The 24,171-nt window shown below is 63.8% G+C and carries 16 protein-coding genes; 9 read left to right on the plus strand and 7 right to left on the minus strand.

What is annotated here, in order from left to right:
* Nucleotides 1-158: 158 nt before the first annotated feature.
* Both dnaK and grpE read right to left on the minus strand, forming a co-directional pair.
* Nucleotides 159-2,114, minus strand: coding sequence for a molecular chaperone DnaK (gene dnaK / locus AWB76_RS17775; protein ID WP_061161449.1), 1,956 nt, complete (start codon nt 2,112-2,114; stop codon nt 159-161).
* 232 nt (nt 2,115-2,346) lie between these two features.
* Nucleotides 2,347-2,937 carry a nucleotide exchange factor GrpE gene (gene grpE / locus AWB76_RS17780; protein ID WP_061161450.1) on the minus strand — a complete coding sequence of 197 codons (591 nt, stop codon included), beginning with the start codon at nt 2,935-2,937 and terminating at the stop codon, nt 2,347-2,349.
* A 363-nt stretch (nt 2,938-3,300) separates the two neighbouring features.
* Here grpE and AWB76_RS41635 point away from each other — a divergent pair, with 363 nt between their 5' ends.
* On the plus strand, nt 3,301-3,462 hold the full coding sequence (locus tag AWB76_RS41635) for a hypothetical protein (protein ID WP_167354124.1): 162 nt from the start codon (nt 3,301-3,303) through the stop codon (nt 3,460-3,462).
* On the opposite strand, the gene AWB76_RS17785 is transcribed toward AWB76_RS41635, so the two are convergent.
* The 3 genes from AWB76_RS17785 to hrcA all read right to left on the minus strand — a co-directional run bounded on the left by AWB76_RS17785 (nt 3,434) and on the right by hrcA (nt 6,071).
* Nucleotides 3,434-3,841 (minus strand): Hsp15 family ribosome-associated heat shock protein, encoded by a 408-nt coding sequence (locus AWB76_RS17785; RefSeq protein WP_061161451.1) that lies wholly within the window; start codon nt 3,839-3,841, stop codon nt 3,434-3,436. The genes AWB76_RS41635 and AWB76_RS17785 overlap by 29 nt on opposite strands.
* Before the next feature lie 25 nt (nt 3,842-3,866).
* Entirely contained in the window at nt 3,867-4,934 is a 1,068-nt protein-coding gene (gene hemH, locus AWB76_RS17790) for a ferrochelatase (RefSeq protein ID WP_061161452.1), read from the minus strand.
* Between the two features lie 120 nt (nt 4,935-5,054).
* Nucleotides 5,055-6,071 carry a heat-inducible transcriptional repressor HrcA gene (gene hrcA, locus AWB76_RS17795; protein ID WP_061161453.1) on the minus strand — a complete coding sequence of 339 codons (1,017 nt, stop codon included), beginning with the start codon at nt 6,069-6,071 and terminating at the stop codon, nt 5,055-5,057.
* A gap of 152 nt (nt 6,072-6,223) precedes the next feature.
* Between hrcA and AWB76_RS17800 the strand changes: the two genes are divergently transcribed.
* Nucleotides 6,224-7,120: an NAD kinase gene (locus AWB76_RS17800; protein ID WP_061161454.1), complete on the plus strand. Its 897-nt coding sequence runs from the start codon at nt 6,224-6,226 to the stop codon at nt 7,118-7,120.
* Nucleotides 7,121-7,150: 30 nt separating this feature from the next.
* Nucleotides 7,151-8,803: a DNA repair protein RecN gene (recN, locus tag AWB76_RS17805; RefSeq protein WP_061161455.1), complete on the plus strand. Its 1,653-nt coding sequence runs from the start codon at nt 7,151-7,153 to the stop codon at nt 8,801-8,803.
* A 6-nt stretch (nt 8,804-8,809) separates the two neighbouring features.
* Here recN and glnE read toward each other — a convergent pair whose 3' ends face one another.
* Complete coding sequence (glnE, locus tag AWB76_RS17810) at nt 8,810-11,608, minus strand: bifunctional [glutamate--ammonia ligase]-adenylyl-L-tyrosine phosphorylase/[glutamate--ammonia-ligase] adenylyltransferase (RefSeq protein ID WP_061161456.1); 2,799 nt, start codon at nt 11,606-11,608, stop codon at nt 8,810-8,812.
* A gap of 182 nt (nt 11,609-11,790) precedes the next feature.
* On the opposite strand from glnE, the gene AWB76_RS17815 reads away from it, so the two are divergent.
* From AWB76_RS17815 to aroG, 4 genes are all read left to right on the plus strand, one after another.
* Entirely contained in the window at nt 11,791-16,089 is a 4,299-nt protein-coding gene (locus tag AWB76_RS17815) for a YhdP family phospholipid transporter (protein ID WP_061161457.1), read from the plus strand.
* A gap of 59 nt (nt 16,090-16,148) precedes the next feature.
* Nucleotides 16,149-16,979 carry a carbon-nitrogen hydrolase family protein gene (locus AWB76_RS17820; RefSeq protein ID WP_061161458.1) on the plus strand — a complete coding sequence of 277 codons (831 nt, stop codon included), beginning with the start codon at nt 16,149-16,151 and terminating at the stop codon, nt 16,977-16,979.
* A gap of 127 nt (nt 16,980-17,106) precedes the next feature.
* Entirely contained in the window at nt 17,107-18,573 is a 1,467-nt protein-coding gene (gene tldD / locus AWB76_RS17825; protein ID WP_061161459.1) for a metalloprotease TldD, read from the plus strand.
* 344 nt (nt 18,574-18,917) lie between these two features.
* On the plus strand, nt 18,918-19,991 hold the full coding sequence (gene aroG, locus AWB76_RS17830; RefSeq protein WP_061161460.1) for a 3-deoxy-7-phosphoheptulonate synthase AroG: 1,074 nt from the start codon (nt 18,918-18,920) through the stop codon (nt 19,989-19,991).
* A 241-nt stretch (nt 19,992-20,232) separates the two neighbouring features.
* On the opposite strand, the gene AWB76_RS17835 is transcribed toward aroG, so the two are convergent.
* The gene (locus AWB76_RS17835; protein ID WP_061161461.1) at nt 20,233-20,787 is read right to left on the minus strand and encodes a cob(I)yrinic acid a,c-diamide adenosyltransferase; all 555 of its coding nucleotides are present in this window, start codon (nt 20,785-20,787) and stop codon (nt 20,233-20,235) included.
* A gap of 246 nt (nt 20,788-21,033) precedes the next feature.
* Here AWB76_RS17835 and AWB76_RS17840 point away from each other — a divergent pair, with 246 nt between their 5' ends.
* Complete coding sequence (locus tag AWB76_RS17840) at nt 21,034-22,452, plus strand: FAD-binding oxidoreductase (RefSeq protein WP_061161462.1); 1,419 nt, start codon at nt 21,034-21,036, stop codon at nt 22,450-22,452.
* 101 nt (nt 22,453-22,553) lie between these two features.
* A complete protein-coding gene (locus AWB76_RS17845) occupies nt 22,554-24,065 on the plus strand; it encodes an FAD-linked oxidase C-terminal domain-containing protein (protein ID WP_061161526.1) in 1,512 nt (503 codons plus the stop codon).
* The last annotated feature ends 106 nt before the right edge of the window (nt 24,066-24,171 follow it).

Raw genomic sequence — 24,171 nt, forward strand, 5'->3', positions numbered from 1 at the left:
ACCTTGTGCGCCTCGCCTGAAGCAACGCGCCTCTAAAAACAACGTGCCCGGAGAGCTCGAAAAGCTCGCCAGGCGCGTTCCACGTAAGACGCCAACGCGTCCCGGTGATACCACCGAAAAGGTGCGTGAATGTCGCCATTCACGCGCCCGGTCCGGCGTCAGTCCTTCTTCACTTCCTTGAAGTCGGCGTCGACGACATCGTCGTGCTGCTGGCTCGCGCCCGCATCCGCCGAAGCACCCGCGCCTGCCGCACCCGCGGCTGCGCTCGCCGCGCCTTGCTGCGCCTGCATGTCGGCGTACATCTTTTCGCCGAGCTTCTGCGAAGCCTGAGCCAGCGTCTCGATCTTCGCTTCGATCGTGGCCTTGTCGCTCGCGCCGCTCTTCAGCGTGTCTTCGAGGTCCTTCAGCGCCGCTTCGATCTTTTCCTTCTCCGAAGCGTCGACCTTGTCGCCGTACTCCGCGACGGCCTTCTTCGTGCTGTGAACCAGCGCGTCGCCCTGGTTGCGCGCGTCGGCCAGTTCACGCAGCTTGTGATCTTCCTCGGCGTTGGCTTCGGCGTCCTTCACCATCTTGTCGATTTCCGCGTCCGTCAGACCCGAGTTCGCCTTGATGGTGATCTTGTTTTCCTTGCCCGTTGCCTTGTCCTTCGCGCCTACGTGCAGAATGCCGTTCGCGTCGATGTCGAAGGTCACTTCGATCTGCGGCGTGCCGCGCGGTGCGGGCGGAATGCCTTCGAGGTTGAACTCGCCGAGCAGCTTGTTGCCCACGGCCATTTCGCGTTCGCCCTGGAACACCTTGATCGTCACGGCGCCCTGGTTGTCGTCCGCCGTCGAATACACTTGCGAGTGCTTCGTCGGGATGGTCGTGTTCTTGTTGATCATCTTCGTCATCACGCCGCCGAGCGTCTCGATGCCGAGCGACAGCGGCGTCACGTCGAGCAGCAGAACGTCCTTGCGGTCGCCCGACAGAACCTGACCCTGAATCGCGGCGCCCACGGCGACGGCTTCGTCCGGATTCACGTCACGGCGCGGGTCCTTGCCGAAGAACTCCTTCACCTTTTCCTGCACCTTCGGCATACGCGTCATGCCGCCGACGAGAATCACGTCGTCGATTTCGCCGACCTTCACGCCCGCGTCCTTGATCGCGATGCGGCACGGTTCGATCGTGCGCTCGATCAGCTCTTCGACGAGCGCTTCGAGCTTGGCACGCGTGAACTTGAGGTTCAGGTGCTTCGGACCCGATGCGTCGGCCGTGATGTACGGCAGGTTGATGTCGGTCTGAGCCGTCGACGACAGTTCGATCTTCGCCTTTTCAGCGGCTTCCTTCAGGCGTTGCAGCGCGAGCACGTCCTTGGAAAGGTCGACGCCCTGCTCCTTCTTGAACTCGCCGATGATGTAATCGATGATGCGCTGGTCGAAGTCTTCGCCGCCGAGGAACGTGTCGCCGTTCGTCGAGAGCACTTCGAACTGCATTTCGCCGTCCACGTCCGCGATTTCGATGATCGAGATGTCGAACGTGCCGCCGCCCAGGTCGAACACGGCGATCTTGCGGTCGCCCTTTTCGGCCTTGTCGAGACCGAACGCGAGCGCGGCCGCGGTCGGCTCGTTGATGATGCGCTTGACTTCCAGACCGGCGATGCGGCCCGCGTCCTTCGTTGCCTGACGCTGGCTGTCGTTGAAGTACGCCGGAACCGTGATGACGGCTTCCGTCACCGGCTCGCCGAGGTAGTCTTCAGCGGTCTTCTTCATCTTGCGCAGCACTTCGGCCGAAACCTGCGACGGCGCGAGGCTCTTGCCGTGCGCTTCGACCCATGCGTCGCCGTTGTCGTGCTTGACGATCTTGTAGGGCATCAGGTTGATGTCCTTCTGCACTTCCTTCTCTTCGAAGCGGCGGCCGATCAGGCGCTTGACCGCGTACAGCGTGTTGCGCGGATTGGTGACCGACTGACGCTTCGCCGGCGCGCCGACGAGGATCTCGTTGTCATCCATGTAAGCGATGATCGACGGCGTGGTGCGCGCGCCTTCCGAGTTCTCGATGACCTTGACCTGATTGCCTTCCATCAGCGCCACGCACGAGTTCGTGGTGCCGAGGTCGATACCGATGATTTTGCCCATTTTTTATACTCTCCTAGCTTTGATCGCAGTGGCGTTGCGGCCGGCCTTTCTACGCCGGCTTGTGCCGATTTACCGGGCCGAACGCCCAAAATTCATACCTGTACGCAAGATAAGAGCGTCAGTTTCGATTTCAAGACCCTGCAAACGATGCGGTCTATAGTTTTTTTCGCGGCGGTCCGGCCTGAGACCGCCGTCGAGCGCGCGGATAGGCGCGCTCGCACGCGCGGCGCGCTTACTTCGGCGCGGCAACGGTCACGAGCGCCGGACGCAGCACGCGGTCAGCGATCACATAGCCCTTTTGCAGCACGTTGACGACGGTATTCGGTTCCTGATCGGCCGGGACCATCGAAATGGCCTGATGGCGATGCGGATCGAATTTCTCGCCGACCGGATTCAGCGCGATCACGCGGCCTTTTTCCAGTGCGCCCGTAAGCTGGCGCAGTGTCAGTTCGACGCCTTCGCGGACCTTGGCGAGATCCGTCGACTGATCGGCGAGCGCGGCTTCGAGGCTGTCGAGCACCGGCAGCAGGTTTTCCGCGAAATTTTCGATGGCGAATTTATGCGCCTTCGCGACGTCTTCCTGGCTGCGGCGGCGCACGTTCTCCGTCTCGGCCTTGGCGCGCAGAAATTCTTCCTTCAACGCGGCGATGGTGGCCTGCGCTTCGGCGAGCGCAGCCTCGGCGTCGTTCGGCGCGGCGGCCGCGTCTGCCGGTGCGCCCTGAGGCGCCTGGCTGGCGGCATTGGTGGTGTCGGCGGCCTGGCGCGCGTTATCGTCGGCGGGGGCCGGGTTCTGGCTCGCTGGATTCTCTTGCGTGTTTTCCATGTCGCTGAATAAGTATTGCTGTAGGTTGAACCGGCTGCGAAGACGGCCGGATGAAAGGCCGGGCCGTGTTTTTCGCACTAACGGCCGAAATTGGGGCGCCGGAGACATTTTCAAGCCTTCAAGGCGAATTTTTCGGACTAATTCCAACGCCCGGACGGCGCCGAAATGGCCGGTAACACAGCCTTCGCCGCAGCGCGCAATTTTAAGATTGAGGGGAAGCGCTGAGTCGCCTACACTTCAAAAAAGCAGCGCAGGACGCACGTTTACCCTAATCCTACGAATTGCTACAAACCGCTTTCAGCCCTTGCCCGTTTCCTGATCCGGCCGCTGTCTGACCGGGCAACCCGCTCTTCCGGGGACACCATGAAACTGACCTTTGCTATCGCGGTGGTCGCCCTGGTACTTGTTGCGGGAACGACCACCATCTGCATGTCCGGCGTCGTGACCGACCGAACCACCGAGTACGGCGGCGTTCACGCGACCATCGAAAGCTACTTCAATCCGAACGAGAAAATTTGTCGATAGTGCGCCGGTCGCGCTTCGTCGGCCTGCCCTGCAAGCCCGCCGCGGGCTCGCGGAAATTCTTGCGGCGCTCGGTTTCGGCCATGCGTTTCGCGCGGCCTTCCGCGGTTTCCGCATAGAGCGTCTGCGCGACCGTCGCCGGGCCGCGCACGTCGCAGATTCCGAGCACTTCGATCTGCCACACCAGCCGCTCGATATCGATTTCGACGATATCGCCGACACGCACGTCTTTCGACGGCTTCACGTTCGCGCCGCCGATCTTCACACGGCCCTTCTCGACCGCATCGCTCGCGAGCGAACGCGTCTTGAAGAAACGCGCCGCCCAAAGCCATTTATCGATGCGCAAACGCGCGCCAGGTTCCGTCGAAATGGTGTAGTTCATTGGTGAATGCCTGGAAAAACCGTGCTCAGGCTACTGCTGTGAGCGGCTGCACGGCCTGCACGGGCCAGCCCTGCAAATGCTGCGCGGCGATTTCGCCCAGCGCCCTGATCCACGCGGGCGAGGCGTTCAGGCAGGCGATCCGGTGGAAATGCTTCCCGCCGGCCTTCAGAAATTCGTCGCGCACTTCGATGCCGATTTCCTCAATCGTCTCCAGGCAATCCGCCGTGAAGCCGGGACAGAACACGTCCACGCGCGAGACGCCGCCCGCGCCGAGCTCCGCGACGGTCGGCGCGGTGTACGGCTGAAGCCATTCGGCGCGGCCGAAACGCGACTGGAACGTCACGCGGCATTCGACCGGCGTGAGACCGAGCGCCGACATGAGCAGAGAACCGGTCAACTGGCACTGGTCGTGATACGGATCGCCGAGATCCATCGTGCGCTTCGGCACGCCGTGGAAACTGAGCACGAGTTTGTCGCCGGCGGCGAAATCCGGCTGGCCGTGATGCCGCCAATAATCGCGCACCTGTTCCGCAAGCGCCCCGATATATGCCGGATGATCCGCGTAATGGCGAATCGTGCGGATTTCCGGCTGGCTGCGCACGCGTCTGAGCGCGGCGAATGCGTCGTCGAACGCGGTGGCGGTCGTGGACGACGAGTATTGCGGGTACATCGGCAAAAGCAGGATGCGGTCGGCGCCTTCGAGCTTGAGCTGATTGAGCATTGCGCCGATGCCCGGCGTGCCGTAGCGCATCGCGTAGTCGACGATCACGTGATAGTCGTTCGCCGCGAACAGCCGCCGCAGACCGTCGACCTGCTTTTCGGTGTGCACGCGCAGCGGCGAGCCTTCCGGCATCCACACCTGCGCATATTTCTTCGCCGACGCGCGCCCGCGCAACGGCAGAATCAGCCCGCGCAAGATGAACTGCCACACGAACGAGGGAATTTCGACGACGCGCGGATCGGACAGGAATTGCGCCAGATATTTACGCACTGCCCGCGGCGTGGGCGCGTCCGGCGTGCCGAGATTGATCAGCAGCACCGCGACGCGATGCGAAGCGCTGGGCTGCGAGGGCAACTCGAGGTCGAAACGCATAGAGGAAGCGGGCTAGAAGGGTCGTCGAAAAGGTGAGGACCATTATAGCGGCGCGCCCGAATGCGCATCATTGGCCGAATGGCCGAGTGGCGCGGCCTTGCGCGGCACGTCAGGATGGCGTTACTGATGACTGAGCGACATCGACAGCAAACGCGCGGTGATGTCCACGATCGGAATCACGCGGTTGTATGCCATGCGTGTCGGGCCGATCACGCCGAGCGTGCCGACGATCTTCCCGTTGACCTCGTACGGCGCCGTCACGACGCTCATTTCCTCGATCGGCACGAGATTGCTCTCCCCGCCGATGAAAATCTGCACGCCTTGCGCGTGACTCGACACATCCAGCAATTGCAGGAGGCTCGTCTTTTGGTCGAACAAATCGAAAAGCTTGCGCAGCCGCGCCATGTCGGACGAAAGGTCCGCCACTTCGAGCAGATTGCGCTCGCCGGAAATGAGCACGGTGTCCATGGGATCCGTCTCGGCGGTGCTCGCGACCACGGCGGCCTGCATGAGCGTGGTCATGTCGCCGCGCAACTGGTCGATTTCCTCGCGCAGGCGGCGGCGCACTTCGTCGAAGGACAGGCCCGCGAAATGCGCGTTGATGTAATTGGAGGCTTCCGTGAGCTGCGAAGGCGAATAGTCGCGCTGTGTCGCCATCATGCGGTTCTGCACGTCGCCTTCCGGCGTCACGATGATGAGCAGAATGCGCTTGTCCGACAGCCGCATGAACTCGATCTGCTTGAACATGTGGCTGCGGCGCGGCGTGAGCACGACGCCTGCGAACGACGACAGATTGGACAGCACGCTCGCCGCCGCCGCGACGATCTTTTGCGGTTCCTCGCCCTGCAAACGGGTCTTGACCGCCGTGGTCATGGCTTCGTCTTGCGGCGCTTCTACAGTCAGCATCGTGTCGACGAAGAGCCGGTAGCCGCGCGGCGTGGGAATGCGCCCTGCCGACGTATGCGGACTCGCGACGAGCCCGAGCTCTTCGAGATCCGACATCACGTTGCGGATGGTCGCCGGGCTCAGTTCGAGGCCGGAATGGCGTGATAACGTGCGCGAACCGACCGGCTGACCTTCGGCGATGTAGCGCTCGATCAACGTTTTCAGGAGGGTTTGTGCACGTGGGTCTAGCATGGGGAAATTTTAGCTCAACGTGTCGTATAGCGGCGCGCCGCGCCGGGGGTCTCTCGTTCAACGTCCGCTCCATTCTAGCGATAAACGGCGGGCGCGCCCGGGGGCCATCTTCCACGGTTCTTTTCGCTCTCTGACTATGGTGTAATGCCGGCATGGAAATTGGCCAATTCAAGACCGTCGCGCTCGTGGGGCGCACCAACACGCCAGGCATCGAGGCGCCGCTGAGATCGCTCGCCGATCTCCTGGCGAAGCAGGGCTTCGAGGTCGTGTTCGAGGCGGGCACCGCGAAGGACGTCGGCGTGACGGAGTTCCCCGCGCTCTCCATCGCGGAGATGGGCGCGCGTGCGGACGTCGCGATCGTGCTCGGCGGCGACGGCACGATGCTCGGCATCGGCCGGCAGCTCGCACCGTACAAGACGCCGCTCATCGGCGTGAATCATGGCCGGCTCGGCTTCATCACCGACATTCCGCTCAAGGCGATGCAGGAAATCGTCCCGCAGATGCTCGCCGGCCAGTTCGAGCGCGAGGAGCGCAGCCTGCTCGAAGCGCGCATCGTCCGCAACGACAAGCCGATCTACCACGCGCTCGCGTTCAACGATGTCGTGGTGAATCGCAGCGGTTTTTCCGGCATGGCGGAGCTGCGCGTGTCAGTGGACGGCCACTTCATGTACAACCAGCGCTCGGACGGGCTGATCGTCGCGACGCCTACCGGCTCGACCGCGTATGCGCTGTCGTCGGCGGGGCCGATCCTTCATCCGCAACTGCAAGGCTTCGTGCTCGTGCCGATCGCACCGCACTCGCTCTCGAACCGGCCGATCGTGCTGCCCGACGATTCGAAGGTGACCATTCAGATCATCGGCGGGCGCGACGTCAATGTGAACTTCGACATGCAGTCGTTCACCGCCGTCGAGCTGAACGACGCCATCGAAGTGCGGCGCTCTAAGCACACGGTGCCGGTGCTGCATCCGGTCGGCTACAGCAGTTACGCCACGCTGCGCAAGAAGCTGCACTGGAACGAGCATCCGTCGCAGGACGCCTCGTCTCTCTGAGCTACCGAATACCCCTTCCCCGAAGCGTCCATGCTCCGTCATCTTTCGATTCGAGATTTCGTCATCGTCGCCACGCTGGATATCGATTTCGATCCAGGCTTCACGGTCTTTTCGGGTGAAACCGGCGCGGGCAAGTCGATCCTGATCGACGCCCTCGCGCTCACGCTTGGCGCGCGCGGCGACGCGAGCGTCGTGCGCACCGACCAGGCGCGCGCGGACATCACCGCCGAATTCTCGACGCATCCGCTCGTCGTGCAATGGCTGGACGAGCACGCGCTCACGCAGGACGCCGACTCGGTCATGCTGCGCCGGGTCATCGATTCGAACGGCCGCTCGCGCGCATTCATCAACGGCACGCCCGCGACGCTCGCGCAGTTGCGCGAAGTGGGCGAAATGCTCGTCGATATCCACGGCCAGCACGCGCACCAGTTGCTGATGCGCCCCGACGCGCAACGCGAACTCTTCGATACGCACGCACAATTGCTCGACACCGCCGGCGCCGTGAATCGCCTGTGGCGCGCCATGCGTGACGCGCAGCAGGCCGTCGAGACCGCGCAAACGCGCGACCGCGAACTGCAACTGGAACGCGAGCGTCTCGCGTGGCAACTGAGCGAATTCGACAAGCTCGCGCCGCAACCGGGCGAATGGGAAGAAGTGAGCGCGGAGCATCATCGGCTGTCGCATTCGGCGAGTCTCATCGACGGCGTGCAGGGTGCGCTCGGCGCGCTCTCCGAATCCGACGAGGCGATGATCTCGCAGCTCGGCGCGATCATCTCGAAGGTGCGCGGTCTGGCCGATATCGATCCGGCGTTGAACGACGTGCTCGCCTCACTCGAACCGGCGGAGATTCAGTTGCAGGAAGCGTCGTATTCGCTGTCGCACTACGCGCAGCGGCTGGAGCTCGATCCGGACCGGCTCGCGCAGGTCGAAAGGCGCATGGATCAACTGCATTCGACCGCGCGCAAATTCCGCCTTCAGCCCGAATCGCTGCCCGAGGAACACGACGAGCGCCGCCGCCAGCTCGCCGCGCTGGACGCCGCCGCCGATCTCGACGCGCTCAACGCCGCCGCTGAAAAAGCGCAGGGCGAATATCTCGCGCAGGCCAAGGTGCTGTCGAAGGCGCGCGCGAAGGCTGCGAAAAATCTGTCGAAGGCGGTGACCGAAGGCATGCAGGAACTGTCGATGGCAGGCGGCAGCTTCGACGTCGCGCTCGTGCCGCTCGCCGAAGGCGGCGCGAACGGGCTGGAGCAGATCGAATTTCGCGTCGCGGGCCACGCGGGCGTTGCGCTGCGGCCGCTCGCGAAGGTCGCGTCGGGCGGCGAGCTGGCGCGTATCAGCCTCGCACTCGCGGTGATCGCGAGCACCGCGAGCCCGACGCCCACGCTCATCTTCGACGAAGTGGACACGGGCATCGGCGGCGGCGTCGCGGAAGTGGTCGGACGGCTTTTGCATCAGCTCGGGCGCGACCGTCAGGTGCTGTGCGTCACGCACTTGCCGCAAGTGGCCGCGCGCGGCGATCAGCATTTCCAGGTCGCGAAGTCGTCGGACGATGCCGGGGGCACCGTCAGCACGGTGAAGCAACTGGATCGCGCAAAGCGTGTTGAAGAAGTCGCGCGCATGCTCGGCGGTCTCGAAATCACCGCGACCACGCGCAAGCACGCGAAGGAAATGCTGGCGGCCTGAGCCTTATTACGCCGCGGATGCCACCGCAAACACCCGCTCCCACAACGCCGTCACCGCGTCGCGTTCGGCCTGAACCGCAGCCGGATCGACGCGCGCCTTTTCCATGCCGTCGAGCCGCAACGTGTGCTGGAGCTTGCGGTAATGCCGGTACGCCGCGCCGATCACATCGGCTTCTTCTTCGGCGATCAACCCGCTTTTCGCCGCGAGCTTCAACAGCGTGATATTGCCCGCGTTGCGCAGAAACTCGCTATGCTCACGCGCGTGCAGCAGCACCCAGTACTGCACGATGAACTCGATATCGACCATGCCGCCGCGATCGTGCTTCAGATCGAACAGGTCGCTGCGATTCGGATGCCCGTCGGCGACGCGCTGGCGCATCGACGCGATCTCGCGTGCGAGCGCGGCGGCGTCGCGTTCCATGACGAGCACATCGGCGCGAATCTGCTCGAACGCCGCGCCGATTTCGGCATCGCCCGCGCTGTAACGTGCGCGTGAAAGCGCCTGATGTTCCCAGACCCACGCCGTATTCGCCGCATCGCCCTCGCGGATCTGATAGCGGCGAAACGTTTCGAGGTCGGTCACGAGCAGGCCCGATTCGCCGTTCGGTCGCAAGCGCAAGTCGACATCGAAGAGCGTGCCCGCGCCCGTCGCCGACGTGAGCCACGTGATGAGACGGCGCGTGAACATCGCGTAGATGTCGGAGGCGGCGTCGTCGGGGTCGTCGTAAAGAAAGATGAGATCGAGATCCGACGCATAGCCCAGTTCCTTGCCGCCGAGCTTTCCATAGGCGATGACCGAAAAGCGCGGCGTCTCGCGATGCCGCTTCGGGAACTGCTTCCAGACGGTTCGCACCGTGACGTCGAGCACGGCGTCGGCGAGTTCGGACAGACGGTCGCTCACATGCTCGACGCTCAGATGGCCCGCGAGATCGATCAGCAGAATGCGGAACACTTCGGCCTGATGCGCGTGGCGCAGCAGATCCATCTGATGTTCGGCGTCCTCCGCCGCGTCGAGCCGCGCGATCAGCGACTGCTTGAATCCGGCCCAGTCGAACGGGCTGGCGATGGCTTCGTCGTCGAGCAGTTCATCGAGCAATTGCGGATGGCGAATCAGATAGCCCGCCGCCCAGCGCGATCCCGACAGCACCGACAGCACGCGCTCCAACGCCGCCGGATATTCCGTCAATAACGCCAGATACGCGCCGCGCTTGCCGACGGTTTCGAGCAGATCGAACAGACGCGTGATGGTGTCGACGCGGCGCGGCGCATCGACGGATTGCGCCGCTTCGAGCGCCCGCTGCGCGACGATGTCGAAGCGCTCGCGGCTCTGCGACGGCAAGCCCGCATAACGCGCCGAATTCCACACGCCCGTCAGACGCGACAGCACCGGCGCGGGGTCCGCGAAGCCGAGCTCCACGAGACGCGCGGCGAGTTCTTCCTGCGCGGATTCGTCGGCGAGCGCGCTGCTCCAGATCCACGACGCCGCGGAATCGTCCGCGACGCCGCAGCCGCCCTGCCCGCTCACCTTGTCGGCGAAGATCGCGTCGAACTGCTGCTCGACGCGCTCGCGATGCGCGTCGAGCGTGTCCATCAGCGCCGCATAGTCCGCGAAGCCGAGCGATTTCGCGAGCAACCCGCGCTCATCGTCGGCGACGGGCATCGCGTGCGTCTGCGCATCGTTGCGATATTGCAGCCGATGCTCGACCGTGCGCAAAAACAGATACGCATCGGACAGCGCCTCGCGCACGTTCGGCGCGAGCAGGCCGTGCGCCACGGCGCGTTCGAGCACCGCGAGCGTCGGACGAATGCGAAAATCCGCTGCCTGACCGCCGCGAATCAACTGAAATGCCTGCGCGCTGAACTCGATCTCGCGGATGCCGCCGCGTCCGAGCTTGATGTCGTCGGCCTTGTCGGGGCGCATGGATGCGCGCCGCCGCGCTTCCTGCCGAATTTGCTGATGCAGCGAGCGGATCGCCGCGATCACGCCGTAATCGAGATAACGCCGGTAGATGAACGGCGTCGCGATGGCTTCGAGCTGCTTCACGAGACGCTTCGCGGAATCGCTCTGCGTCTCCGAGACGAGCCGCCCCTTGATCCACGCGTAGCGCTCCCATTCGCGGCCCTGCACGTAAAAATATTCTTCGAGCATGCCCAGACTGCACACGAGCGGACCGGAATCGCCGTTGGGCCGCAGCCGCATGTCGACGCGAAACACGTAGCCGTCCTGCGTGATCTCCGCGAGCGCGCCGATCAGCCGCCGGCCGAGCCGTGTGAAGAATTCCTGCGTCGTGAGCGCGGAACGCGTGCCGCCCGAGGTTTCGCCATCCTCTTCATACACGAAGATCAGATCGATATCCGACGATGCGTTCAGCTCGCGCCCGCCCAGCTTGCCCATGCCGACGACGCCGAGCGTCAGCCGCTCGCCGTCCGGGCCGCGCGGCTCGCCGAAGAGCGCTTCCAGATCCGCCGACAGCACCGCGAGCGCGCGCTGCACCGTGACTTCGGCGAGATCGGTCATCGCGCCGGTGACCTCGGCGACATCCGCCGCGCCCGCCAGATCGCGCTCCATCACCGTGCAGAACACTTCGGTCCGCAGGCGGCGCAACGCGGTCTTGAGCGCGGCTTCGTCGAGGACACCGGTTTCGGTGCACGGCGCGCAGTGCGCGTCGAGCCGTTCTTCGATCCATGCGCGCGTGACGCGCGTGCCCGCCCACTGCGCGACATTCGACGCCAGTTCGGGACGCGCCGAGTACGCGCGCGCCGCATAGTTGGAATAATCGGAACTGAGAAGAGTGGCGTCGGTCATGAAAGGTTGGGTTCGCTCATTGCTTCCGGAAAGACATCGCGATATAAAACCGCGCCGCAAGTCTTGCCGGGCGCGGCTTCGCGAGCGTCCACGAGTGCGCAGGCAGCGGCCGTCGCCGCAGTGCCCGTGTTACATTTCAGCGTCAAACACGCAAAACTACCATATCGCCGAACAGCAGCAGCATGTCCGACAGCAGACGATCCGTCGACCCGACCGAAGTTGGACAAGCCAAGCCCAGCGGCAACGCCGAGCGCGTGCTTTCACGCGTCTTCAAAATCGTTCTCGTCCTCGCGGCCATCGCGTATTTCGTGGTGGCGGGCGTCTATGTCGGCTTGCGCTACATCGTCATGCCGCAGGTCGATTCGTTCCGGCCGCGCATCGAGCAGCTTGTCTCATCGCAGATTCACGCGCAGTTGCACATCGGCAGGATTTCCGCGCGATGGTCCGGGCTTTCGCCGACACTCGATATCGACAATCTGCGCATCGACGCCGCCGACGGTTCGCCGGGCCTCGCCGTGCCGCACGCGAGCGCGAGCATCGCGTGGGCGTCGCTGCTGCATCTGCGGCCGAAGCTCGCGGATCTGACCGTCGACGGGCCGGACATGATCATCGCGCGTAATGCCGACGGCGCGGTTTCCATCGCGGGCGTGCCGATTCCCACGCACCGCACCGGCTCGAACGCCTTCACGACCTGGCTGCTCGGCCAGGACCACATTCTTCTGCGCGACGGCACGCTGCGCTGGCGCGATGCGCAACGCGCCGCGCCCGAGATCGCGTTCAAGCGCCTGCATCTCGCGATCAGGAACGACGGCACGCGGCATCGGCTCGCGCTCAAGGCGCCCGCCGATGGCGACGTGCTGCACGGCCCGCTCGATTTCCGCGCGGATTTCCGTCATCAGCCGTTCTCCGCGATGGGCGCGCCCGTGAACTGGACCGGCCGTCTTTACCTGTCGACCGGGCCGCTCGATCTGCCGACCTTCGGGCGCTACGTGAAGCTGCCGATGCAGATGTACAGCGGCCGCGTCAACAACCAGATCTGGCTGAACTTCGCGGGCGGCGAACTGCAGACAGCGACCGGCGAGCTGACCGGCGCGAACATCGAGTTGCGCGTGCGCGCGACGCAGCCGCGTCTCGAGTTGCCGATCGCGCGCTTCGGCTGGAATCTCGACAGAAAAGACAACGACTACACGCTCGATCTGCGCGACCTGCACGCGGAACTCGGCCAGTTGCCGCTCGACGACGGCACGCCGGTCGCGCGCCTGCTCGTCTCGCGCACGCTGACGGCGACGTACCGGCTGCCTTCCGTCGGCAAGGGGCAATTGCTGCGGATGACGGGCGACACCGTCGACATCGGCATCCTCACGGAATTCGCGCGCGCGCTGCCGCTGCCGGCCAAAGTGCTCAACGAACTCGTGCGCTTCAATCCGCGCGGCCAGATTTCGAACTACACGTTCTTCACCGAACGCGCCGCGCCGAAGACCGAGGAAGAAGCGCTGCAGCAGCGCAAGAAAGGCGACGCGCCGATCCTGCACTACGCGTTCAAGGCCGACCTCAACGGCCTGAGCGTGCAGGCGCAGGAGCCGCCGCCCGGACTCACGATCAACAACCATCCGCGCGCGGGCATTCCGGGCGTCGACAATCTGTGGGGCAGCGTCGACGCGAACGAGAAAGGCGGCAACATCGCGATCGACACGAAGAACGCGGCGGTCATCATTCCCGGCGCGTTTGACGATCCGCGCCTCGCCTTCGATTCCCTGCAAGGCAAGGCGCGCTGGAGCGTCGCGGATGCGGTCGCGCCGGGCGAGCTGCGCCGCGCGTTCACGATCCACCTCGAAACGCTGCGTGTGAAGAACGCGGACGCCGAAGGCGAAGCCACCGCCGACTACTGGAATCAGGGCCACGGGCGCGGCAATCTCGACCTGAAGGCGAAGGTCGCGCATCTGAAGGTGACGAGCCTCGTGCGCTATCTGCCGACGAGCCTCAACGAGCGCGTGCGCGTCTACCTCGGCCACGCGTTGCAGGCGGGCGTCGCGAAGAACGGGACGATCGAAGTGCATGGCGATCTCACGCGCTTCCCGTACGCGAAGTTTCCGGACGCGGGCATCTTCCGCATCAACGCGCCGTTCACCGGCGGCAAGTTCGATCCGACGCCGTTCCCGCCGCGCAAGATGCTCAACGGCCTGCCGAACTTCTGGCCGGCGTTCGAGGGCATCGACGGCACGTTCACGCTCGCGCAGAACAAGCTCGGCTTCGATATCGACCGGGGACATTACCGCGGCGTGAAGGTCTCGAAGGTCGTCGGACGTATCGACGATACGGGCAATCGCGAGACCAAGCTGTGGATCGACGGCAATGCGCGCGGCCCGCTCGCCGACATGCTGCACTATGTCGACGACAGTTCGCTCGGCCTGATGGCGAAGCACGCGACGCGCAAGATCGACGCGAAGGGCGACGCCGCGCTCGCGCTCACGCTCGGCATTCCGCGCTATCGGCCGCCCGCGCCGCAGCCGCCGATCAAGACCGAATACAAAGGCTCGCTCACCTTCGCCGACAACGAAGTCACCTACGGCAATCTGCCGCCGCTTTCGCATCTGCGCGGCCGCGCCGATTTCGCCGCGAAAACCGTCACGCTCGACGGCCTCACCGCGCAACTGCTCGGCGGCGACGTGCGCGCGAAAGGCGGCGTGCAGCCGGACGGCAGCTACGCGATCGACGTGAACGGGCGCATCGGCGCGGACGCCGCCGGGCGGCTCAACCGGAAGATCACGCCGCAGGTCGCCGCGTTCATGAAGCGTATCGAAGGCACCGCGCCTTACGAACTGCACGTGCACGGCCAGAGGAACGCGCTGCCGAACGTGCAGGCGAGTTCCGACCTGACGGGACTCGGCATCGATCTGCCCGCGCCGTTCGGCAAGGCGCAAGGCACGCCGATGCCCTTCTCCCTCACCTTCCAGCCCGCGACCGGCGGCGCAACGGACCTGCATGACGCGCAGCTGAAGTTCGGGCCGGTGACGGCGCATTACGTGTTTCAGCAGATCGGCAAGGCTCAGGTGAAGATCGATCCGCAGGACGCCGCCGAGCCGATGAACATGCGCGCGCGCCTGAAAGTCGTGCGCGGCGTGATCGGCGTGAACAAGACGGCGGATTTGCCGGCCGATGGCGTGAGCGCCGCCGCCGATCTGAACGAGCTCGATGCCGATGCATGGCGCAAGACCATCGCCGACATCAACGCGGCGGCGCCCGAGTCGCCCGCTGCCGGGAACGCGCCGCGCCCGCCGATGAGCGAGAACGTGAAGCAGTTCATCCCGACGCGCGCCGACATCCACTTCACGACGCTCAAGCTGCTCGACCGGCGCTGGGACAACGTCGTGATCGGCGCGCGCGAGTCGGATAACAGCAAGTGGCAGGCGAACATCGCATCGGATCAAATTTCGGGCGATGTCTCGTGGACGCCCGGCGCGACGAAGGAAAGCCCCGGCGCATTGCAGGCGCGCTTCGCGAAGGTCGTGGTTCCCGAGAAAGCGGCGAACGGCGATGCTGCCGCCAAGGTCGTCAGCAGGCCGCCGCGCAACATGCCGACGATCGATCTCATCGTGAACGAGCTCGTGTTTCGCGGACACAGCCTCGGCCGGCTCGAAGTCGACGCGCACAACGAAGTCGTCGCCGACGAGCGGATCTGGACGCTCGACAAGCTCGAACTCACGAATCCGGACGCGACGCTCACCGCGAACGCGATGTGGCGCACGCTGCCGCTCGGCGCCGTGCAGCCGGCCGCCATGTCCAACGCAACGGACGACGGCACCCCGCGCCGCACGTCGCTCGCTTTCAGGCTCGACGTGAAGAACGGCGGCCAGTTGATCGACCGCTTCGGCGCGCCGCACGTCGTCAATTCGGGCAACGGCACGGTGTCGGGTCGCGCGGCGTGGAATGGCGGCCCGACCGCCGTCGACGTCAATACGCTCGACGGCAATGTCGCCGTCGATCTGCGTCACGGGCAGATTCTGCGTGCGCCGGGTGCGGCGAAATGGCTCGGCATTTTCAGCCTGCGCAGTCTCGCGAACCTGCTGACGCTGCATTTCGACGATGTCGTCGGCAAGGGCCTGCCGTTCGAGAAGATCACGGGCAACGCGAAGATCACCGACGGCATCAGCCGCACCGACGACTTCCTGATGGTCACGTCGCCCGCGCGCGTGCAGATGCAGGGCATCGTCGATATGCCGAAAGAGACGCAGGACCTGCACGTGAAGGTAATCCCGACCGTCGGCGCGGGCGCGGTCGCGCTCGGCGCGGCGGTGATCAATCCGCTGCTCGGACTGGGCGCGCTCGCGGCGGACCTCGCGCTGTCGGCATCGATACAAAAGGCGTTTGCGCTCGACTATTCGATCACCGGTTCGTGGAGCAAACCCGTCGTTAAGCGTCTCAATGGCGATCAGGGTAAGATCGAAACACCCGCCGTCGTGGCTCCGGCTGTTGCTCACTGAACACACGGGCGTTCCGGCGGCGCGGTTTTTCGTCCCCTTTTTTGTCGGCACAGAGAGACATGAGCGAAAGATCGAGCGAAAGCGCGTCCCCGTTTCAGGTCGCCGCGCTGCAAATGGTCAGCACGCCGGACCGCGACCGCAATCTGGCCGAGGCTGGCAGCCTGATCGCCCAGGCCGCGCGCGGCGGCGCGCAACTGGTGCTCCTGCCCGAATATTTCTGCTACATGGGCTTCAAGGACACCGACAAGCTTGCGATCCGCGAAACGCCAGGCGAAGGTCCCATCCAGCAATTTCTGTCCGATGCGGCGCGCGAGCATCGCGTGTGGATCATCGGCGGGACGCTGCCGCTGCAGTCGGCGGAACCGGATCGCGTGCTGAACACGACGCTCGTCTTCGATCCTTCCGGCAAGCAGGTCGCGCGCTACGACAAGATTCATCTGTTCAATTTCGAAAAGGGCGAGGAATCGTTCGACGAAGCGCGCACCATTTGCCCCGGCAGCGAAGTGCGGACGTTCGACGCGCCGTTCGGGCGCGTGGGATTGTCGGTGTGCTATGACCTGCGCTTTCCGGAGTTGTATCGGAAGCTCGGGGATTGCGCGCTGATGGTCGTGCCCTCCGCGTTCACCTACACCACCGGCCGCGCGCACTGGCAGACGCTGCTCACGGCGCGCGCCGTCGAAAATCAGTGCTACGTGCTCGCGGCGGCGCAAGGCGGCCATCACGAGAACGGACGCCGCACGTGGGGTCACAGCATGCTGATCGACCCGTGGGGCGAAATTGTGGACGTTAGAGATGAAGGACCGGGCGTCGTGATGGGCGGCATCGATTTGCAGCGCATCGCCGCCGTCCGGCAGAGCTTGCCGGCTTACCGGCATCGCGTGATCGGGTGAATCGCGCGCGAACTTGAAGACGCGGGTTTTTTCCCGCACATGATGTGAGTGGTTCAGAACGTAGAATAGGCTGCAAATCGTCTGAAAATATCATCGAACTCGTCACAGAACACGCAATAGGCACCGCATGAATATCATCGAACCCGGCATTCGTAACCTGGTCACGGCGAAGGACGTTTTGCTCACGCCCTACGGCCTCGACGAAGGCCTGATCACCCGCACGCTGGCGGAAATCTTCACGCATCGCGTCGATTACGCGGACCTCTATTTCCAGTCCACGCGCAGCGAAGCGTGGAGTCTCGAAGAAGGCATCGTCAAATCGGGCAGCTTCAGCATCGATCAGGGCGTGGGCGTGCGCGCCGTGTCCGGCGAGCGCACGGCGTTCGCTTACTCCGATGACCTGTCACCCGAATCCATCCGCCAGGCCGCGATCGCCACGCGCGCGATCGCCAAGGCAGGCGGCGGCAAGCACAAGGTCAAGCCGGCGAGCACGCTCACGGGCGTCTCGGGCCGCGATCTGTATCTCGCCGCCGATCCGCTGCATTCGCTCGATGCCACCGCCAAGGTCAAGTTGCTCGAACGCGTCGAGCAGATGGCGCGCGCCAAGGACCCGCGCATCACGCAAGTGATGGCGGGCATGGCCGGCGAATACGATGTCGTGCTCGTCGCGCGCAGCGACGGCGCGCTCGCCGCCGACGTGCGCCCGCTCGTGCGCGTGTCCGTCACGGTGATCGCCGAGCAGAACGGCCGGCGCGAAATCGGCACGGGCGGCGGCGGCGGACGCTTCGACTACGGCTATTTCACCGACGCGATCCTGCAGAAATACGTCGACGATGCGGTGCACGCCGCGCTCGTCAACCTCGAGGCGCGCCCGGCTCCGGCTGGCGCGATGACCGTCGTGCTCGGGCCGGGCTGGCCGGGCGTGCTGTTGCACGAGGCGGTCGGACACGGGCTGGAGGGCGACTTCAACCGCAAGGGATCGTCGGCGTTCGCGGGAATGATCGGCGAGCAGGTTGCGGCGAAGGGCGTCACCGTCGTCGATGACGGCACGCTGCCGAATCGGCGCGGCTCGCTCAATATCGACGACGAAGGCAACCCGACGCAGTGCACGACGCTCATCGAAGACGGCATTCTCAAGGGCTACATCCAGGATTCGCTCAACGCGCGCCTGATGAAGATGCCGGTCACGGGCAACGCGCGGCGCGAATCGTACGCCGCGCTGCCGATGCCGCGCATGACCAACACGTACATGCTCAACGGCGACAAGGACCCGCAGGAAATTCTGGCGTCGGTGAAGAACGGCTTGTACGCGGTGAATTTCGGCGGCGGCCAGGTCGATATCACCAACGGCAAGTTCGTGTTCTCGGCGTCCGAGGCGTACATGATCGAGAACGGCAAGATCACGTATCCGGTGAAGGGCGCGACGCTGATCGGCAGCGGTCCGGAATCGCTCAAGTACGTGACGATGATCGGCAACGATATGTCGCTCGATAGCGGCGTCGGCGTGTGCGGCAAGGAAGGCCAGAGCGTGCCGGTGGGCGTCGGGCAGCCGACGTTGCGCATCGAGAAGATGACGGTCGGCGGGACGGTGTGATATTTCATGCGGAATTTCCGCATTGATCGGGATGAGATCCAGCGTTCTCGTTCCTTTCGATGCGGATTGTCCGCGTTCTTGCGCGTGCGGGGTTGTCAGCGCTGCACGTTTGAGGTTATAAAAGCAGTCACAATTTTTTTCGACTAACGTTCGAGTCCTTTTCCGATCCATCATGTCCGCCAAGTTTTATTTTTATTTCTTTTGGCATCTCAGACCGCTGGCGGATCGAGAGGGTGAGTCGTACACAGGTTGAACAAACCAAATTCCCGAGAAAACCGCCAGCGAGTCTGGCGGTTTTTTTTCGTCTCATAGTTTGATTAGAACGCTGCCGCTGGAGAACCGACATGCCCCCGCACAATACCGATGACGTTCGTATCCGTGAACTGAAAGAGCTGACCCCGCCCGCGCATCTGATCCGCGAATTCCCTTGTGCCGAGCCGGTTTCGGAGCTGATCTACAACGCGCGTCAGTCGATGCATCGCATTCTTCATGGGATGGATGACCGGTTGATCGTCATCATCGGGCCGTGCTCGATTCATGATCCGAAGGCGGCTATGGAGTATGCGGGACGGTTGATCGAGCAGCGCAAGCGGTTTGCGGGCGAGCTGGAAATCGTGATGCGGGTGTACTTCGAGAAGCCGCGGACGACGGTTGGCTGGAAGGGGCTCATCAACGATCCGTATATGGACAACAGCTTCAAGATCAATGATGGGCTGCGCGCCGCGCGGGAACTCCTCATGCATATCAATGAGCTTGGGCTGCCTGCGGGTACTGAATACCTCGATATGATCAGTCCGCAGTACATCGCCGATCTGATCTCTTGGGGGGCGATCGGGGCTCGAACGACTGAATCGCAGGTTCATCGTGAGCTTGCGTCAGGATTGTCATGTCCGGTCGGGTTCAAGAATGGCACGGATGGCAACGTGAAGATTGCCGTCGATGCGATCAAAGCGGCGTCGCAGCCGCATCATTTTCTTTCGGTTACCAAGGGCGGCCATTCGGCGATTGTTTCCACCGCCGGTAATGAGGATTGCCACATCATTTTGCGAGGTGGTAAAGCGCCGAACTACGATGCCGCGAGTGTCGATGCGGCTTGTTCCGATATCGGGAAAGCGGGTTTGGCGGCGCGGTTAATGATCGATGCGAGTCACGCTAATAGCTCGAAGAAGCACGAGAATCAGATTCCGGTTTGCGAAGATATCGGCAAGCAACTCGCTGCAGGTGATGAGCGGATTGTTGGGGTGATGGTGGAATCGCATCTGGTTGCCGGGCGGCAGGATTTGAAGGAAGGGTGTGAGCTCACCTACGGCCAAAGCGTCACCGATGCTTGTATCGGGTGGGATGAAAGTGTCAAGGTGCTGGAGGGGTTGGCGGAGGCGGTTAAACAGCGGCGGGTTGTGCGGGGCGGGGGTAACTGAAGGAACTGCTCTGCCTCGACTTAGATCACTTGACTATGCTCACCGTGGGATTCCCGATCCACGGTGATTTCGGATTTTGTCTCACTCGCTTAACGGAGCGCTGACCCGCGCCCGTTTGATTATTTTTAATTCACGATCGAGTTCTCTAGATTGTTCTAAAACACGGAATCGGAGGACTATGTTTTTTGTAAGAGTCTCAGCGGCAAAAAACCGGCAAAGCCGGGATGTATCGAACCCTAACTTAGGATTCGTCGCGCTTCCACAAAACATCGGTTCCTCCATCGGCCCGATTAAGCACGCGGGAAATCACAAAGAGAAAATCGGATAGTCGATTCACATACCTCCGCGGCGCCTCATTAACTCCCGCGGTTTGCACACGCCCCAACGCCACAATCGCCCTCTCCGCTCTCCGGCAGACCGTCCGTGCAACGTGAGCCAAAGCCGCCGCCCGCGACCCACCCGGCAAAATAAACTCTTTCAACGGCGGCAACGTAGCGTTGTATTCGGCCAGCCACGCATCCAACTGCGCCAGATGGGATTCCTGAATCATCGAATGCCCCGGAATCGACAACTCGCCGCCAAGATCGAAGAGATCGTTCTGAATCCGAGTTAAAGCATCCCGCACGTCAGAAGGCATCGGCTCACACAGCAGCACGCCGACACACGAATTCAACTCATCGACATCTCCGATCGCGGCGATCCTTGCATCGTCTTTCGATACGCGGCTGCCATCGCCCAACCCGGTCGTTCCATCATCGCCGGTACGTGTGGCGATCTTGCTCAAGCGGTGACCCATCGCTGACTCCCTGAAAAACGAACCAAAAAGCGGACAAAATCCACGGCCCATTATAGGCACGCGCCCCTCCGCAAAAGCCCGCCGCGCCGGCCCGCGCCCCGACGGCGTAAAATGAGATAAGCACCGTACGGTCTTCGCGCCAATCGCAAACTGGCAAGACGCCCCGAGCATCACGCGAACGCCACCAAACGCCAAAGCCAACGCCAAAGCCAAAAACACAAAGCCGCATCGCCCGGAGACACGCACGTGAATCACCCCACCGAACACCCGGCGCTCCAGAAACGCCCCTTCCCCGCCGCGCTTCTCGATGCCCTGAAGCAGCAATTCGCCGACCGCGTCTCGACATCGCAAGCCGTGTGCGAACATCACGGCCGCGACGAATCGCCGTTCGATCCGCAACTTCCCGATGCCGTCGTGTTCGCGCGCAGCACCGATGAAGTGCAGACCATCGTCAAGCTCTGCGCCGAACACGACGTCGCCATCATTCCCTACGGCAACGGGTCGTCGCTCGAAGGGCATCTGCTGGCGGTGCAAGGCGGCGTCTCCATCGACTTGTCGGAGATGAACCAGGTCGTCTCGATCAACGCCGAAGACCTCACCGTCACCGTCCAGCCCGGCATCTCCCGCAAGCAGCTCAACGAAGCGCTGAAAGGCACCGGCCTCTTCTTTCCGATCGATCCCGGCGCGGACGCCAGCATCGGCGGCATGTCCGCGACGCGCGCCTCCGGCACCAACGCCGTGCGCTACGGCTCGATGCGCGAAAACGTGCTCGCGCTCACCGTCGTGCTCGCCGATGGCCGCATCATCAAAACCGGCACGCGCGCGCGCAAATCGTCGGCGGGTTACGACCTCACGCGTCTTTTCGTCGGCTCGGAAGGCACGCTCGGCGTCATCACCGAAATCACCGTGCGCCTCTATCCGCAACCCGAGGCGATCTCGGCGGCCGTGTGCGCATTTCCGTCGATGGGCGACGCCGTGCGCGCCGTCATCGAAACAATCCAGATGGGCGTGCCGATCGCGCGCGTCGAATTTGTCGACAAGCTCGCGGTGCGCGCGATCAATCGTCACTCGAACCTGACGCTGCGCGAATCGCCGATGCTGTTCTTCGAATTCCACGGCACCGAATCCGGCGTCAAGGAACAGGCGCAGACCGTGCAGGACATCGTTGCGGAGAACAAGGGCGAGGACTTCGAATGGGCCACGCGCCCCGAAGACCGCAGCCGTCTCTGGAACGCGCGCCATTCCGCCTACTTCGCGATGCTCCAACTGAAGCCCGGTTGCCGCGCCGTCACGACCGACGTCTGCGTGCCGATCTCGCGCCTCGCCGAATGCGTCGAGGAAACGGAGAAGGATCTGCAAGGCTCGTACTTGCCGAGCCCGATCGTCGGTCACGTCGGCGACGGCAATTTCCACGTCGCGATGCTGCTCGATCCGGGCAGGCCCGAAGAACTGGAAGAAGCCGAGCGCATCAACCGGCTGATCGTCGGGCGCGCGCTGCGGATGGGCGGCACGTGCACCGGCGAACACGGCGTCGGCCTGCACAAGATGGGCTTCATGCTCGACGAGCACGGCGAGGACGCCATCGGCACGATGCGCGCCATCAAACAGGCGCTCGATCCGAAGAATCTGATGAACCCGGGGAAAATCTTCGCTTTCGAAGGCTGACGAACTCGCGCAAGATGCACGCATGACACAGGCGGCACTGACCGCGCAGCATCGAAAAAGGAGGAGACGTGAACGCACCCGACGAGCTCAAGTCCGAGCAGATGTCGCCCAACCTGCCGCACGAGGACGCGCCCGAACTGGGCGAAGATCAGCTCGCCGCGCGTCAGCGTGAAGTCGTGCAGGCGCTGATGGCCGTGCTGCCGACGCACTGCCTGCTCTTTCGCGAGGAAGACACGGCCGCGTATGAATGCGATGGCCTCGCCGCATACCGGCGTCTGCCGCTCGCCGTCGCGTTGCCGGAAACCGAAGCACAGGTGCAGCGCGTCGTGCAGATCTGCGCGCGCCTCGCCATTCCGATCGTCCCGCGCGGCGCGGGCACCGGCCTCTCCGGCGGCGCCATGCCGATCCGCCACGGCATCGTGCTGTCGCTCGCGCGCTTCCGCAAGATCGTCGAAGTCGATCCGTACGCGCGCACCGCGACCGTGCAGCCCGGCGTGCGCAATCTCGCGATATCGGAAGCCGCCGCGCCCTACGGCCTCTACTACGCGCCCGATCCGTCGTCGCAGATCGCGTGCACCATCGGCGGCAATGTCTCCGAAAACTCGGGCGGCGTGCACTGCCTGAAATACGGCCTCACGGTCCACAACGTCCTGCGCGTGCGCGCCGTGACGATGGACGGCGACGTCGTCGAATTCGGCTCGCTCGGCCCCGACGCGCCCGGCCTCGATCTGCTCGCGGTGCTGATCGGCAGCGAAGGCATGTTCGCGATCGTCACCGAAATCACCGTCAAGCTGATCCCGAAGCCGCAGACGGCGCAAGTCATCATGGCGAGCTTCGACGATGTCGTGAAAGGCGGCAACGCTGTCGCGGCGATCATCGCGGCGGGCATCATCCCCGCCGGCCTCGAAATGATGGACAAACCCGCGACGCGCGCCGTCGAAGAATTCGTCAACGCCGGCTACGACCTCGACGCCGCCGCGATCCTGCTCTGCGAATCCGACGGCACGCACGATGAAGTCGCCGAGGAAATCGTCCGCATGACCGCCGTGTTGCGCGAGCACGGCGCGGCGCGCATCCAGATTTCGCGCTCCGAAACCGAACGCCTGAAATTCTGGTCGGGCCGCAAGAACGCGTTCCCGGCGGCAGGCCGCATCTCGCCGGACTATTACTGCATGGACGGCACGGTGCCGCGCCGCTCGATCGGGCCGCTGCTCAAGCGAATCGAGGAGATGGAGAAGAAATACGCGCTGCGCTGCATCAACGTCTTTCACGCCGGCGACGGCAACATGCACCCGCTGATTCTCTTCAACGGCAACGATCTCGACGAATGGCATCGCGCCGAGGCTTTCGGCTGCGACATCCTGGAGTGTTGCGTCGAACTGGGCGGCACGGTGACGGGCGAGCATGGCGTGGGCATCGAAAAGATCAATTCGATGTGCGTGCAATTCTCGCCGGAAGAGCGCGACACGTTCTTCGCCGTGAAGCGCGCGTTCGATCCGCCGGGCCTGCTCAATCCCGACAAGGGCATCCCGACGCGCGCGCGCTGCGCCGAGTACGGGAAGATGCACGTGCGCGGCGGGCTGTTGCCGCATCCCGAATTGCCGCGCTTTTAGCCGGGGGAACGCGTTCCGCTATCCACGTTTCCCCGCGTGTGGCGCCGTTAAGCGGCCGGTACAATCGACCGGACAGCCGTAAAAACAGAATTCGAGAGCGGAACAT

The organism is Caballeronia temeraria (genome assembly GCF_001544795.2).
In the GTDB taxonomy this organism is placed as follows: domain Bacteria; phylum Pseudomonadota; class Gammaproteobacteria; order Burkholderiales; family Burkholderiaceae; genus Caballeronia; species Caballeronia temeraria.